This window comes from Streptomyces sp. NPDC047853, assembly GCF_043204535.1.
Taxonomy (GTDB): domain Bacteria; phylum Actinomycetota; class Actinomycetes; order Streptomycetales; family Streptomycetaceae; genus Streptomyces.
On record NZ_JBIDCI010000008.1, the window covers coordinates 38,983 to 51,692 of the forward strand.

General features: G+C 69.9%; 15 protein-coding genes and 1 pseudogene. 9 read left to right on the plus strand and 7 right to left on the minus strand.

Going from position 1 to position 12,710, the window contains the following annotated elements:
* Positions 1-61: 61 nt before the first annotated feature.
* The 3 genes from ACGF5T_RS17000 (at position 62) to ACGF5T_RS17010 (ending at position 1,977) form a co-directional block, all read left to right on the plus strand.
* Positions 62-151 carry a putative leader peptide gene (locus ACGF5T_RS17000; RefSeq protein ID WP_356609955.1) on the plus strand — a complete coding sequence of 30 codons (90 nt, stop codon included), beginning with the start codon at positions 62-64 and terminating at the stop codon, positions 149-151.
* A 377-nt stretch (positions 152-528) separates the two neighbouring features.
* The gene (locus ACGF5T_RS17005) at positions 529-1,428 is read left to right on the plus strand and encodes a TauD/TfdA family dioxygenase (RefSeq protein WP_366767023.1); all 900 of its coding nucleotides are present in this window, start codon (positions 529-531) and stop codon (positions 1,426-1,428) included.
* A gap of 90 nt (positions 1,429-1,518) precedes the next feature.
* Complete coding sequence (locus tag ACGF5T_RS17010) at positions 1,519-1,977, plus strand: Rrf2 family transcriptional regulator (RefSeq protein WP_361013477.1); 459 nt, start codon at positions 1,519-1,521, stop codon at positions 1,975-1,977.
* Positions 1,978-2,288: 311 nt separating this feature from the next.
* Here the strand turns inward: ACGF5T_RS17010 and ACGF5T_RS17015 are convergent, their stop codons facing one another.
* Both ACGF5T_RS17015 and ACGF5T_RS17020 read right to left on the minus strand, forming a co-directional pair.
* A complete protein-coding gene (locus ACGF5T_RS17015; RefSeq protein ID WP_361013474.1) occupies positions 2,289-2,873 on the minus strand; it encodes a YrhB domain-containing protein in 585 nt (194 codons plus the stop codon).
* A 265-nt stretch (positions 2,874-3,138) separates the two neighbouring features.
* On the minus strand, positions 3,139-3,573 hold the full coding sequence (locus ACGF5T_RS17020) for an Rrf2 family transcriptional regulator (RefSeq protein WP_356609963.1): 435 nt from the start codon (positions 3,571-3,573) through the stop codon (positions 3,139-3,141).
* 119 nt (positions 3,574-3,692) lie between these two features.
* Here ACGF5T_RS17020 and ACGF5T_RS17025 point away from each other — a divergent pair, with 119 nt between their 5' ends.
* Positions 3,693-4,451, plus strand: coding sequence for an SDR family oxidoreductase (locus ACGF5T_RS17025; RefSeq protein ID WP_366767024.1), 759 nt, complete (start codon positions 3,693-3,695; stop codon positions 4,449-4,451).
* A gap of 345 nt (positions 4,452-4,796) precedes the next feature.
* On the opposite strand, the pseudogene ACGF5T_RS17030 reads toward ACGF5T_RS17025, so the two are convergent.
* Both ACGF5T_RS17030 and ACGF5T_RS17035 read right to left on the minus strand, forming a co-directional pair.
* Positions 4,797-5,507, minus strand: a pseudogene (locus ACGF5T_RS17030) (VOC family protein); the annotation flags it as partial.
* 155 nt (positions 5,508-5,662) lie between these two features.
* Positions 5,663-5,812, minus strand: coding sequence for a hypothetical protein (locus ACGF5T_RS17035; protein ID WP_361013467.1), 150 nt, complete (start codon positions 5,810-5,812; stop codon positions 5,663-5,665).
* Between the two features lie 219 nt (positions 5,813-6,031).
* On the opposite strand from ACGF5T_RS17035, the gene ACGF5T_RS17040 reads away from it, so the two are divergent.
* From ACGF5T_RS17040 to ACGF5T_RS17055, 4 genes are all read left to right on the plus strand, one after another.
* A complete protein-coding gene (locus tag ACGF5T_RS17040; RefSeq protein ID WP_361013464.1) occupies positions 6,032-7,045 on the plus strand; it encodes a serine hydrolase in 1,014 nt (337 codons plus the stop codon).
* 216 nt (positions 7,046-7,261) lie between these two features.
* Positions 7,262-8,035, plus strand: a complete 774-nt coding sequence (locus ACGF5T_RS17045) for an SDR family oxidoreductase (protein ID WP_356609973.1) — start codon at positions 7,262-7,264, stop codon at positions 8,033-8,035.
* 31 nt (positions 8,036-8,066) lie between these two features.
* Positions 8,067-8,435, plus strand: a complete 369-nt coding sequence (locus ACGF5T_RS17050) for a nuclear transport factor 2 family protein (RefSeq protein WP_356609975.1) — start codon at positions 8,067-8,069, stop codon at positions 8,433-8,435.
* Positions 8,432-9,259 (plus strand): MerR family transcriptional regulator, encoded by an 828-nt coding sequence (locus ACGF5T_RS17055; RefSeq protein ID WP_361013460.1) that lies wholly within the window; start codon positions 8,432-8,434, stop codon positions 9,257-9,259. Before ACGF5T_RS17050 ends, ACGF5T_RS17055 begins: the two co-directional genes overlap by 4 nt.
* A 353-nt stretch (positions 9,260-9,612) precedes the next feature.
* Here the strand turns inward: ACGF5T_RS17055 and ACGF5T_RS17060 are convergent, their stop codons facing one another.
* The 3 genes from ACGF5T_RS17060 to ACGF5T_RS17070 are packed head-to-tail and all read right to left on the minus strand — an operon-like array spanning position 9,613 to position 11,094.
* Positions 9,613-10,239 carry a hypothetical protein gene (locus ACGF5T_RS17060; RefSeq protein WP_356609979.1) on the minus strand — a complete coding sequence of 209 codons (627 nt, stop codon included), beginning with the start codon at positions 10,237-10,239 and terminating at the stop codon, positions 9,613-9,615.
* Between the two features lie 4 nt (positions 10,240-10,243).
* The gene (locus ACGF5T_RS17065; protein WP_356609981.1) at positions 10,244-10,897 is read right to left on the minus strand and encodes a sigma-70 family RNA polymerase sigma factor; all 654 of its coding nucleotides are present in this window, start codon (positions 10,895-10,897) and stop codon (positions 10,244-10,246) included.
* Complete coding sequence (locus tag ACGF5T_RS17070) at positions 10,894-11,094, minus strand: hypothetical protein (protein ID WP_361013453.1); 201 nt, start codon at positions 11,092-11,094, stop codon at positions 10,894-10,896. Before ACGF5T_RS17070 ends, ACGF5T_RS17065 begins: the two co-directional genes overlap by 4 nt.
* A gap of 801 nt (positions 11,095-11,895) precedes the next feature.
* Between ACGF5T_RS17070 and ACGF5T_RS17075 the strand changes: the two genes are divergently transcribed.
* Complete coding sequence (locus ACGF5T_RS17075; RefSeq protein ID WP_366767025.1) at positions 11,896-12,693, plus strand: hypothetical protein; 798 nt, start codon at positions 11,896-11,898, stop codon at positions 12,691-12,693.
* Positions 12,694-12,710: the final 17 nt, after the last annotated feature.

Genomic DNA, 12,710 nt, shown 5'->3' on the forward strand with positions numbered 1-12,710 from the left:
AGTATGAGACGCCTGCGGAGACGACATTGACCCGGCCGTATCCCACTGAAAATCTTCTGCTGTGAGCAAGTCCGAGAACCTCGCCGCGCGCCTGCACGTCGATCTGCGACGCCAGGCCAGCGCCATCTGTGCCGTCGGCCACTCGCGCTGACGGGCGCCTGTCCCCCACGCTCCCTTTCGCCCGCCCGCCGGGCGTCCGCCCCGGTACCGGGCGCCTGGTGACGCAGCGGGCGAAGCCGGGCTCCGGCCCACCGGCGCCCCGAGCCCCGAGCCCGAGCCCCGAGCCCGAGCCCCGCCGGCAGCGTCGCGGGGACGTCATCGCCGCAGTCAAGGTGAAGTCCTGTCGTACGAGCAGAGCTTGCGGCGCCGCGGCCCTCACGAGCGGCGAGATCTGCGGCGTGGTCAAACGCCTGCACACCGGCTGGGGCCCCACGCCGCACCCCGCGACCAGCCCTTCCGCCTCACTTCCTGACGACCTCCCGACCGATCACCTCCCCGTGATCACTTCCCTGGAAGGAACACCCACGCATGACCACCAGCACCGGCTTCGACATCCGCAGGATGGGCGGCCGTATCGGCGCCGAGATCCTCGGTGTGGACCTCTCAGTCGCCCTGGACCCCGCCATCGTCACCGAGATCAACTCCGCTCTTCTGGAACACAAGGCGCTCGTCTTCCGCGACCAGGGCCTCGACGACGCGGGCCAGCTCCGCTTCGCCTCCCTCTTCGGCGAGCTGACCACCGCGCACCCCACCGTGCCTTCCGTCGACGGCCAGCCGCAGATCCTGCCGGTCGACGGTAACGAGGGCATCCGCGCCAACCACTGGCATACGGACGTCACCTTCGTCCGGACGCCCCCGAAGGCGTCCCCACTGCGCAGCATCGTGATCCCGCCCTATGGCGGCGACACCCTCATCGCCAACGCGGCCGCCGCGTACCGGGACCTGCCCGAGCCGTTGCGCGAGTTGGCCGACAAGCTGTGGGCGGTGCACACCAACGACTACGACTACGCCGCCCCCAGGAGTGAGAAGGCGGCCGAGCACCGCAGGCGGTTCGTCTCCCGGAAGTACCGCACCGCCCACCCGGTCGTCCGCGTCCACCCCGAGACCGGGGAGCGCGGCCTGTTCATCGGCGGCTTCGCCCAGAGCATCATCGGCCTCGGCCCCTCCGACTCCCGCGACCTGCTGCGCATCTTCCAGTCGTACGTCACCCGCCCCGAGAACATCGTGCGGGTGGCCTGGACGCCCGGCGATCTCGTCCTGTTCGACAACCGCATCACCCAGCACTACGCCCCCGACGACTACGGCGACGTTCCGCGCCTGCTGCACCGTGTGACGGTCGCCGGTGACGCCCCGGCCGGAGTCGACGGCACGCTCAGCCACGTCATCGAGGGTGACGACGCCGCCCACTACACCCCGGCCGCAGCCTGACCCTCGCGGGTCGCCGGGCAGGGCACCCGCCTCTGCCCGGCAACCCGCCCGCACCGGACACCGGCCGAGGCTCTACGGGATAATGGGCACATGCGGATCTCAGCCAGAGCGGACTACGCGGTACGTGCCGCACTGCAGCTCGCCGCGTCACGAGACGACGCGCCCCTCAAAGCCGAAGCCATCGCCGACGCTCAGAACATTCCGCACAAATTCCTCGAAAGCATTCTCAACGACATGCGCCGGGGCGGCCTCGTTCTCAGTCAGCGTGGCGGTAACGGCGGGTACCGACTGTCCAGGCCGGCCGAGTCCATCAGCATCGCCGACGTCATCCGCACCGTGGACGGACCACTGGTCTCGGTACGCGGAGTCCGCCCCCCGGAGTTGTCCTACACCGGCCCCGCCGAGTCGCTGCTCCCCCTGTGGATCGCCCTGCGGTCCAACGTCCGCGAGATCCTCGAGGGCGTATCGCTCGCCGACGTCGCCTCATCGAACCTGCCCGCCGATGTATCTGCGTTGACCAAGGCTCCGAGCGCCTGGGCAAACCCCTGACAGCTGGCCCCTCGCCACCGGTCCCGAAGAGCGACACAACGGCGTCCACCGAGCGAGAACCTGCCGCCGACAGCCGTAGCGGACGCGGACGAGGCCGCGCCGCGCGGCGGCACGACGCCCGAGGGGCCTGGCGGCGTGGCCGCATCGACGAGCGGCTCCGAGACATCGCCAACGACAAGGTGGCGGGCGTCCTCATCACCGACACCGGGTGCAGCGCATTCACCACCGCGCGACGGTGGCGTCGACGTCTTCCGCGCCACGTCCCAGGAACCGGACCGAGTGCGCGATCGGCATGCCGACCGGCTTTCCCGTCACCCCTCGGGTCTCTGACCGGCCCGGGACTTCGCCCCGCTCAGAATCGTCTCCACCGCAAGGACCGGGTCGAGAGGCTCCACGAGCTCTTTGGTGGCGAGGGCCACGAGACGCGCGGGCGCATCACCGTCCAGCAGGGTGCTCACGTATGCGATGGCCTCCGCAGGCGAGAAGATCGGCAGCTTCCGGCGTAGTGTCCGCGCAGCGTGCAAGCGTCCGTGACCTGTCGCGCATTCGCGGAGCGCGTCGTGCAGCTCGTCCACTGCGGTGCGCACCGGGAGCCCCCGTATCCGGGCTCGGTAGTCGTCCTCCCACTCCCCGGTCATCGCGGAGACGACGCCGACCCGATGCAGTCCCCCGTCGACACGGTCTACCAGGTACGGCCCGTTGCCTGCGAGCATGAACTCCGGATCTCGAGTGCGCACGAACTCCTCGGAGGTCCAGGAGACGATCCACACCAGTTCGTGCTCCTCGACGTCCACCACGGTCATACGCAGTGCCTCCGCTCCCTCGGCCCGCCACCTCTGACAGTCGCGTTCCAGTTGTTCCTCAACGGCCCGAACGGCGGCTTCTCGCTCGATCACGCATGCAGCTTCCCGCTCCGACCCCCCTCTCGACCAACGAATTCTGACCTCCCAGGGGCACGTACGAGGCGTCTGACGGACCTTTTCGGCCAGGAGTACCAGGGCATCTGCGCCAGCGTGACGGACGCCGCTGACGGTGGTCTGCCGCCCCGACGCCTGCCACCTGACTGGCGACCGTTGAGCAACAGGCCCTGGAAGTCAGCCCGGTCATGGTAGGTGGGACCGACAAGCTGTTCTTGGAGCGCGGAATGACGCAACGGAGAGGCTAGCGAGGTGCTGCGAGTACATCCCGGAGCACGTTCTCGAGCGTGACGCGGGCCAGCTCATGCCTCAGGGTCTCCTCGACGCCCTCGTAGATGGCCTGCATCGCCGGCTGGATGCCGTAACCCACCACGCATTCCTGGTCGGGGGTGGTGCGGTGCATGGCGAAGAGCGGGCCGGGTTCCACTGCCTCGTACACGTCGAGCAGGGTCATCGACTCCAGCTCGCGTGCCAGCGACCAGCCCGCGCCCACGCCCCGCCGGCTCTCGACGAGCCCTGCCCTGCGCAGGTCGCCGAGCAGCCGCCTGATCACGACGGGGTTGGTGTTCGCGCTGGTCGCGATCTGCTCGGAGGTGGCGACCTCATGGCCCTGGCGCTGGTAGAGGCCGATCCAGGCCAGCGCATGGGCGGCGATGGTCAGCCTGCTGTTGGCGCTCATGAACTGCTCCTCTCGGCCGCAACGCTTCATGTTACGACAGCACAGTCGTAACAGGTACGGTTGCAACAGCCGGTCGTAACAATTAATGTTCCGACTGTCAGGGAGAGTCAATCAACGAGGTGAGAAGATTGAGCAAGCCACTCACGGGCAAGGTCGCCCTGGTCACCGGGGGGTCGCGCGGACTCGGCGCCGCCACCGTACGACTGCTGGCCGAACAGGGCGCCGACGTCGCCTTCACCTACGTCAACTCCGAGCAGCAGGCGCAAGCCGTCGTCGACGAGGTCCACGGCAAGGGAGCCAAGGCCGTCGCCTTCCAGTCCGACCAGGCGGACACGAGCCGGGCACCGGCGTTGATCGACGACGTCGTCGCGCACTTCGGCGGCCTGGACATCCTCGTCAACAACGCGGCGATCTCCGTAGCCGGCGCGGTGGACGACCCGGACGCCGACACCGCCGCACTGGACCGGATGCACGCCACCAACTACCTGGGTGTGATCGCCGTCATCCGGGCCGCCTCCCGAGTGCTGCGCACGGGCGGCCGTATCGTCACGGTGAGTTCCGGGCTGGGGTCCCGGGTCGGAGCCCCCGGCCTTGCCGACTACGCGGCGACCAAGTCAGGGATCGAGCGGTACACCATGGGCGTCGCACGCGACCTCGGGCCCCGGAACATCACGGCCAGCGTCGTGGAGGCCGGACTGATGGAGGGCGGCATGGAACCGCCGGACCCCGAGACCCTCAAGACCCTCGTCAGCTCACTGTCCCTGCAACGCATGGGGCACCCCGACGAAATCGCCGCAGCGATCGCCTTCCTGGCGAGCCCCTCAGCGTCGTACGTCACGGGCGCGGTACTGGACGCCCACGGCGGCTACAACGCCTGAACCCGAAGGCCTGCCGCGCGCCCCGAAGAACATCACCCCTTCGGGGCGCGCAGCGCCGAGGCCCACGACGCGGCGTACGACTCGAAGGAGGAACGCGCGGTGAGCTGCGACGCCACCAGAACCAGGCACCGATCTGTCGCGACAACCCCCCGAACCCTGGCCCGCTGGAACGCGAGATCGCGGGCTCGGCCCGCATCGCCGCACGCGCCGTGAGCCACCTGTCGCGCACGCCCCTTCCCGGCCTGCGCGCGCCTGCCTCGGTTCGCCGGGAGCCGCTTCATCCCGACGTCCGACTCCTCGACCAGGTCGGTCGTGACTGCAGTCTGTCGTCGCGCTATCCGAGTGCTGTACGCGGAACTCGTTCCCGTCGGGATCCGTCATCGCTACCCAGCCGGCCTCGCCCCGGTCGGTGTCATGGCGAGTCGCCCCGAGGGAAACGAGGCGCTCGACCTCTGCCTGCGGGTCAGCGTGGGCGGGCGGGGCGAGGTCGAAATGCAGCCGGTTCCTGCCGCTCTTGGGCGCCACCGGCGGACCGCCCCACGTGAACTTCGGACCGCCGTGCGGTGAGCGGATCGCGGTCTCCTGGTCCTGGTCCCAGACCAACGGCCACCCAAGCGCCTCGCTCCAGAAGTACCCGACCGCCTGGGAACCGTCGCAGGCCAGCGCTCCGATGAAACCACAGTCGGCAAGGAACGTGTTGCCCGGCTCGATGACGCAGAACTCGTTGCCCTCGGGGTCGGCGAGTACCACGTGCTCGTCCTGAGGGCTCTGGCCGACGTCGATGTGCTGCCCGCCGAGCGCCAGTGCCCTGGCCACCGTCTGCTGTTGATCCTCCAGGGACGCACTCGTCAGATCGAAGTGCATCCGGTTCTGCCCGACCTTCTGCTCCCGGCTCGGAGCGACACGGATCCGGAACCCGGTCCCATCCGTGGGCAACAGTACGACGCCGTCCCGGGGACGGTCGTCCAGCTCCCAGCCCAGTAGCCCGGACCAGAACCGGGCCAGACGCAGCGGTCGACTCGCGCCGAGGCAGACCGCCAGCAGTTGAGAAGTCATGATCCCGTGCCTCTCCGATCCACCGACCGCCGGGCACCACCGGCCCCGCGGCGGAAGCCTAAAGGGATGCGGGGAGCTCCCGCAGCCGAGTTTTCACCCGGTCACAGCGACATCAGGGCTGAGCGGCGCCGCCGGCGGAGGAAGCGGGGCGTCGGTCACTCACCAGGCGGGCGGGTGAGACGGTGCGGGCGACGCAGGGCGTTCGCCCAGCGTCCCAGCAGAACCTCGACCGGGACCAGGACGAGCCAGCCCCACATGGCCACCGGGCCGATCGTCAGGGCGAGCGGGGTACTCAGCGAGAACACCACCACCGAGGCGGCGAGATCCAGGCCGTGGACCAGGAAACCCTCCTCGGGGACCCGGCGGTCACTGATCGCCGATCACGTTCCGGCGAGACGCGGGGCCTCTGCGACCGGTTCCGGATGTGGGCCGTCGACGGTACCGGGGAGCGAGCGGGTGTTTCACCGCATCGGTGGCCCAGAAACCTGGCGGTCTCGAACTTCGATTCGATTATGATCTCGTCCGTGGATGCGAACCCACCTGCTCGGCGACGCGGCCGCTCCCGCCGGGAGCAACGACGTCGCCGCAAGGCCAGACGACGCCGCACGACGTGGGCCGTGGCATCGGCCGTGATCCTCATCGGCGTCACCGTCCATGCCCTCACCGGGAGCGACTCCGGTGAGTCGTCCGCGTCCGCCCGGGCGAAGGCTCCCTCCCCACCGGCCGGTTCGGCCCGGGCGAAGGCAGGCGAGGCGCCCGCGGACGCAGCGGAACCGCTGCCGTCGCCCACCACGACGCAGAAGCCGTTCGATCTCGGACCGGCTCTGGCCCCCGTGACCGCGCTCTTCGGCGACAACCGGATGTCCGTGGCGATGCTGGACGTCGACAGCGGCGCCATGGCGACGTACGGACACGACGCCTTCGACACCGCCAGCATCGTGAAGGTGAACATCCTGGCGGCCCTGCTGCTCCAGGCCCAGGACCAGGGGCGGAGTCTGAGCGCCGAGGAGCGCCTCCAGTCCGCTGCCGTGATCCAGAAGAGCGACAACGACTCCACCAGCGCCCTGTGGACCCGGATAGGCAGCGCCACCGGGCTCGACGCCGCCAACGAACGGCTCGGCCTGTCTCGGACACGGGGCGGTGCGGGGACCGTCTGGGGTATCACCCAAACCACGGCGGAGGATCAGATACGCCTGCTCCAGTCCGTGTTCGGCGACAAGTCTCCCCTGAGCGAGGCGTCGCGTGCCTACATCCAGGATCTGATGCGGCACGTCGTGAGAAGCCAGGCCTGGGGCGTGTCCGCGGCGGCCGACTCGGGCACGACCGCACTGAAGAACGGGTGGCTCAAGCGGACTCAGACCGAGAAGTGGGACGTCAACAGCATCGGTCGCATAGAGCACGAGGGCCGCGTCTATCTGATGGCGGTACTTCTCGACGGCTGCAGCACCCAGGAGGTCGGCATCAGCATCGTGGAACAGGCGTCGCGCGCGTCCGCGACGGCGTTCTCCCGGAAGCTCAAGGAGAAGTCCACCACCTGACGCCGACCAGGACCCCGGGCCGTGTCGAGCACGGGTCCCACCGGGTCGGCTGTACACCTCTGCCGAGTTCCGCACACCCCTGGGGGCTCCCTCCGTGCCGCAGCACATGGGCGGGTGAACGGTGTGTGCCTCGTGCCGAAGCCGTGACCGGCAGCGCGAGCGGGTGCGGCGGGCGGACTTGAGTCTCCCCCCGGGAGAGGGCCCACGCTGGCGGACATGAACAGCAATGATCTCGACGGACGCGTCGCCGTGGTGGCGGGTGGCAGCAAGGGAGCCGGGCTGGCGACGGCACGGCTGCTGAGGCGGGCGGGGGCGAGGGTCGTCACCATCGCCCGTACGGCTCCGGAAACGGCCGACGTGGTCTTCGTGCCCGCCGACCTGAGCACACCCGAGGGCGTCACGACGTCGTCGGAAGCCGTGGCCCAGCTGGTCGGCGTGCCGGACATACTGGTGCATGTGGTGGGCGGCTCCCGCTCTCCGGCCGGTGGATACGCGGCGCTCGACGACGAACGGTGGGCGCAGGAACTGTCACTCAACCTCCTGCCCGCGGTCCGCCTGGACCGCGCGATCGTCCCCGGCATGGTGGCTCGTGGTTCAGGCGCGGTCGTGCACGTGACCTCCATCCAGCGCCGCATGCCGCTGCACGACTCGACCCTGGCCTACGCAGCGGCCAAGAGTGCTCTGACGACGTACAGCAAGGGTCTCGCCAACGAGGTGGCCCCGAGGGGTGTCCGGGTCAACTCGGTCGCTCCCGGCTTCATCCGCACCGACGGCGCGGAGGGCCTCCTGGCACGCCGGATGAGTGAGGGAGGCATCACCCGCGAGGCCGCGCTCGGCGAGCTGATGCGGGTACTGGGCGGCATCCCGCTGGGACGGCCCGCGGAGCCCGAAGAGGTCGCCGAGACGATCGCGTTCCTGGTCTCGGACCGGGCCAGTGGCATCACCGGAGCCGAGCACGTGGTCGACGGCGGCACCATCCGCACCGTGTGAAACATCCACCGTCACGACATGGGAGACAGCCGTGCAAGACATCCGTGCCTTCGTCGAGGAGTACGTCGCCGCGGCGACGGGTCCCGACCGCGAGCGCTACGTCGCTCTGTTCCACGACGACGCCACCGTGCACGACGACGGGCGCAGCCTCAGAGGGCTCGCGGACGTGCGCCGTTGGCGCGAGGGGACGCCGAACGTCGAGTACGACCTGCTGGAGGTGGCCGGCACCCCTGCCGTCTGCCGAGCCGTCGCGCAGGTCTGCGGGGACTTCCCCGGCAGCCCGGTCACCCTCCGCTTCGCCTTCGAACGCGACGCACGGGGGAAGATCACCGTGCTGACCATCACCCCTGACGACGCGCGGCCGGACGACGGGCCGCCCACGAGGAGGAGCGCACCATGACGCACAGACTGACGATCGGAGAGTTCTCCCGCATCACACACCTGAGCATTCGCATGCTCCGCCGCTACCACGAACAGGACCTGCTCGTCCCCGCCGAGGTCGACCCGGACACCGGCTACCGCTACTACTCCCCCACGCAGATCCGGCCGGCGCTGACCGTCAAGCGCTTCCGCGACCTGGACCTCCCCCTGGCGGACCTGCGGCGCTTCCTCGCCGCCGGGTCCGCGGACGGGCCGGACGACGGCACCGCCCAGCAGGTCGTCGCGGCCCACCTCCGCCGGCTCGAGGACCGGCTCGGCCGCACCCAACGGGCCGTCGAAGCACTCCGGGAACTCCTCGACCCGGAGGCGGAGCGGGCGGTGACGCTGGAGGAACTCCCCGCTCAGCGCGTCCTGGCGGTGTCCCTCGACGTACCGGAGGGAGCCGGCCTCGACTGGTACGACAAAGCCATGCGGGACCTGGACACGGCAACCGGAGAGCGCTCCGTCCTCCCACCGGGCGGTCGGTACGAGCACACCCTGTTCACCGAGGGCCATGGCCGTGCCACCGTGTACCTCCCCTCCGAAGCATCACTGCCTGCGGATGCGCCGGGCACGGTGCGGGAGCTGCGCCTGCCGGGGCGGAGGGCCGCGGTCGCCACCCATCAGGGACAGCACGACGACCTCGACCTGACCTATGGCGCCGTGGGCTCCTTCGTCGCCCGCAACGCCCTGCGCTCTCAGGACCTCGTCGAGGAGGTCTACCTCGTGGGACCGCGCGACACCGACCAGCCCGAGCGGTGGCGCACCGTCGTGGCGTGGCTGATCGCTCCGCAGAACGGCTGACCCGCGGCGGACGGTGCCGCCTGCCGCCCGCCCACCGCCGGTTCGAACGCGCGGCGTCCTCGGGGGGCGCCGGTGCCCGCGCTGCGGCGAGCGCCGAGCGCCTGGGGGAACCGAGCGGCGTCCTCCCGCGGCGGCATGAGGCACGTCCGCCCTGCCGACGCTCAGGAGGGGCCGGAGCGGCCAAGCCGGCCGAGCTTCCTGACACCGACCCGTCAGGCAGAGTCGACCGAGCCGACGGATACTTCCGTAGGGCGCCGACCCCGGCGCAGGGCCCGAGGCCCGTTGCCAGCTGCGGGCGGCAGGGCTCGGCCCGCCCTTCCCCGCCGCCGGGGCCGCCGGGGCCGCGGGGAAGATCAGCAGGCTTCGGCGAGTTCCTCGATCTGGTCGGCGAGGCGGCGGTCAGGGTGGTGGAAGGGGACGCCGGCCAGTTCTTCGACCTTGAGGCGTTCGACGGCTTCGCGCAGGGCTGGGGCGGGGTGGGCGGGGCAGGGGGTGGTGGTCGGGGTGCTGGGGGTGAGATGGATGTCGGTGTCGAGGTCCAGGGCTTGGTGGGCCCAGTGGTCGGCGTCGCGTAGTTCGCCTCGCAGGAGGTGGTGGAGGTGCAGGCAGTAGGCGGCGGTGGCATTGCCGGCGCCGGCGGCGAACTGCCACCACCACAGGGCGCTGTCGGGTTCCTGGGCGAGGTTGAGGAGGCAGCCGAAGTGGAGGGCGCCGTCGGCGTCGGAGGGGGCGTCGGCGATGCGGGCGAGGTGTTCGGCGGCTTTGGTGCTGTGGATGAGTTCGGCGGACAGGGCTATCAGGGCTTGTTCGGCGCCGTCGAGGGCGGTGGGGTAATGGCCTTCGGGGGCGGGGCGCGCGCCGAACATGAGGGTGGCGGTGACGTCGCGGACGATCTCGCGGTGCAGGGCGTCGAGGTCGGCGTCGGTGACGGTGTCCGCGAGGGCGGCCTGGTCGAGGTAGTCGTCGATGCTGCGCGGCACGGTGTTACTCCTTCTCCTCGTCGTCACCGAGGTCTATGCCGAGTTTGGTGGCGATGCGCTTACGGGCCAGGCGGCGGTGGGTCCGAGCGGTGGCCGCGGTGATGCCCATGATGTTGGCGGCCTGTTTGCAGGGGTAGCCCAGGACGTATTGCAGGATAATGACGTCGAACTGACGCTCCGGCAGGGTGGCGATGGCCGTGTAGAGGCCGAGGGGGGAGTCGATGGCCGCCAGCTGCGTGCGCATGTGTTCCAGCGTGGCACGGACGGCGTCGTGGACGGCGGTGGTTCGCGCGGTTCCGGCGGTGGTGGTGCTGCGCCCGTCGGCGGAGGGCCCGACGTTCATGCGCAGATGCATCTCGACGCGCATCTTCAGCACGCGCCAGGCGTAGGCCTCCGGTCCCCCGTCCTGGAGCAGGACGATGGACCAGTTGAGGGCGAGGTGGTTGTAGAGGCGGCGCACGACCTGGAGGGCGGCCTTCGTGTCGCCCAGCACGGTGGCGGCGTAGCGCAGCTGGGGGCGGGCGTACATGCGGTAGAAGGCGTCCAGGTCGGACGGCATCTCGTAGTGGATGCCCTGCAAGGCGTTCAGTTCCTTGGGCGGTGTGGGGAGGGTGTAGGGGGTGGGGGTGTTGCTGTCCTCGGGTACGGCCATCGTCATGCCTCCTCGTCCCGGGCGGGCACCGGGGCGAGGGCCTCGGTGCCCGCGGTACGTGCCGGCTGCGCGCTGAGCAGCTCGGCGACGCCGACCCGGGCGCCGGCGCGCAGCACCCGGCGCAGTCCCGCGACGACGTCGGGGAGGAAGACGCGCGCGGCGGTGGCGGCCGCCAGCAGCACGAACAGATCGTTCACGGACATCGGGACCTGGTCCTCTCCTGCCAACGCAGCATCAACTCGCCTTGTGCCGAGGGGAGATGACGCTGCGGAGGACGCCGCTCTGGGTCCTCGACTGCAGGATTTCGGATCGCGGGGGGCAAACGCGCATGCCCTTACCGACCAAATTTTGACGCAAGGTGATCACATCACCACGCACAGGAGTAGACCATAGCACTAAGTTACCGCTCAGACACCATACGTGACCTGCGGGAACGCTGGCCCCACGCCCCGGGAAGGGGCCACTCCCGCCCGATCGGACATTCTCTCGATCCATCGAACATGTGATGGGCATCACAGGACCGGAATGTTTCGCGAACTGAACAATTGGCGCGCCGAGCCCGTATGAAGGCGGGCGGGCCGTGCCCCGCGCAGTGCGGAGGGACGACGCCTCACCCGTGCAGTCGTGTACGCCCTTGCGGCCGAGCGCTTCGGTCGACCGGCTGAGCAGGCGGCTCAGCCGCCGCGGGCGCCCGCCCGGCCCGACGAGCCGGTGCCCAAGGCGCCTCAGGACACGCCCGCGCTACGCCTCCAGCGTGCAACGACCTGCGCACGCCGGGCGTTTTCTGCCATCGAGTCACCTTCGGCCATTTCGAGTCGAATAGCTCTCCCTGGCCGGTAGGCGTGCCATACGGTCGTCGTGCCACAACACCTCGCACGACCAAGTCGCCCTGCGGATCGAACCGCTGCGGGCATGCCGAGCACCCGGGGGGGTGTCGACGGGCATGCCGGGCTCCTGACCAGGGTTCCCACGTATCCCTCGACAGTGATGGGAGCTGATGAGTCATGACGACGGCGACACCGGCCTGGCCCGGCCCCTGGAGCAGCGAGATCAACGACATCGTGAAGGGCAACGGCGCCCTCGGTCCCGAGAACGGCATGGTCAAGAAGCTGTCCACCGAGCAGCGAGCCACCATCACCGAGCGGGGCAAGGAACTGGTCGCCAGTCTGCTCGACCCCGGCGTCCTGGCCCCCGAGGCCAAGCGCATCCTCATCCGACTGCATCTCGACCTGATCGACGCCGCGGCCGCGCAGAAACCCGCCATCCAGAAACTGATGGAGAACCCGGGCTACCGGCCGCCGAGCGCCCTGCACGGCACCTGCTACAACGCCGCCCTGGAACTCATCGTCGCCAAGGCCCTGTGGCAGACCGGACACACGGAGATCCTGCCCTGGCCCGTCGAGGGCACGGCCGCCAAACCCGACTTCGTGATCGACGGCCGCCACCCCTCACCGACCGGGCATGACGACAAGAGCTTCTACGCCGCCTGCACGGTGGTCGCCGACACCCTGAAGGTCGGCGGCTGCAAGACCGTGCAGGACCTGGTCACCGGACTCGTCAACGGGGTGACCAACAAGCTCGGCACGTATCAGGGCAAGACCGTGGGCGTGGTCCTGGAAGCGGCCGACAACCCCTGCCTCTACGAGGACGGCGAGCTGAGGACTGATGACGAGGACATCATCGACGCGTTCCAGGAACGCATCGAGGGCCTGGACGCCGGCATCCGGCAACGGCTGCTCTTCGTCCACGTCGTCCTGCCGGGCGCCGCGGTGGTGACCATGGACGAGACGGCCTGGCAGTGAGACGGGGCGCGCGTCTC

Excerpts from the sequence above, each read along its gene's own strand:
- ACGF5T_RS17055 (WP_361013460.1), top strand. The coding sequence starts at position 8,432 with ATGACGCACAGACTGACGATCGGAGAGTTCTCCCGCATCACACACCTG.
- ACGF5T_RS17065 (WP_356609981.1), bottom strand. The coding sequence starts at position 10,897 with ATGACGATGGCCGTACCCGAGGACAGCAACACCCCCACCCCCTACACC.
- ACGF5T_RS17010 (WP_361013477.1), top strand. The coding sequence starts at position 1,519 with ATGCGGATCTCAGCCAGAGCGGACTACGCGGTACGTGCCGCACTGCAG.
- ACGF5T_RS17020 (WP_356609963.1), bottom strand. The coding sequence starts at position 3,573 with ATGAGCGCCAACAGCAGGCTGACCATCGCCGCCCATGCGCTGGCCTGG.
- ACGF5T_RS17075 (WP_366767025.1), top strand. The coding sequence starts at position 11,896 with ATGACGACGGCGACACCGGCCTGGCCCGGCCCCTGGAGCAGCGAGATC.
- ACGF5T_RS17045 (WP_356609973.1), top strand. The coding sequence starts at position 7,262 with ATGAACAGCAATGATCTCGACGGACGCGTCGCCGTGGTGGCGGGTGGC.
- ACGF5T_RS17070 (WP_361013453.1), bottom strand. The coding sequence starts at position 11,094 with ATGTCCGTGAACGATCTGTTCGTGCTGCTGGCGGCCGCCACCGCCGCG.
- ACGF5T_RS17005 (WP_366767023.1), top strand. The coding sequence starts at position 529 with ATGACCACCAGCACCGGCTTCGACATCCGCAGGATGGGCGGCCGTATC.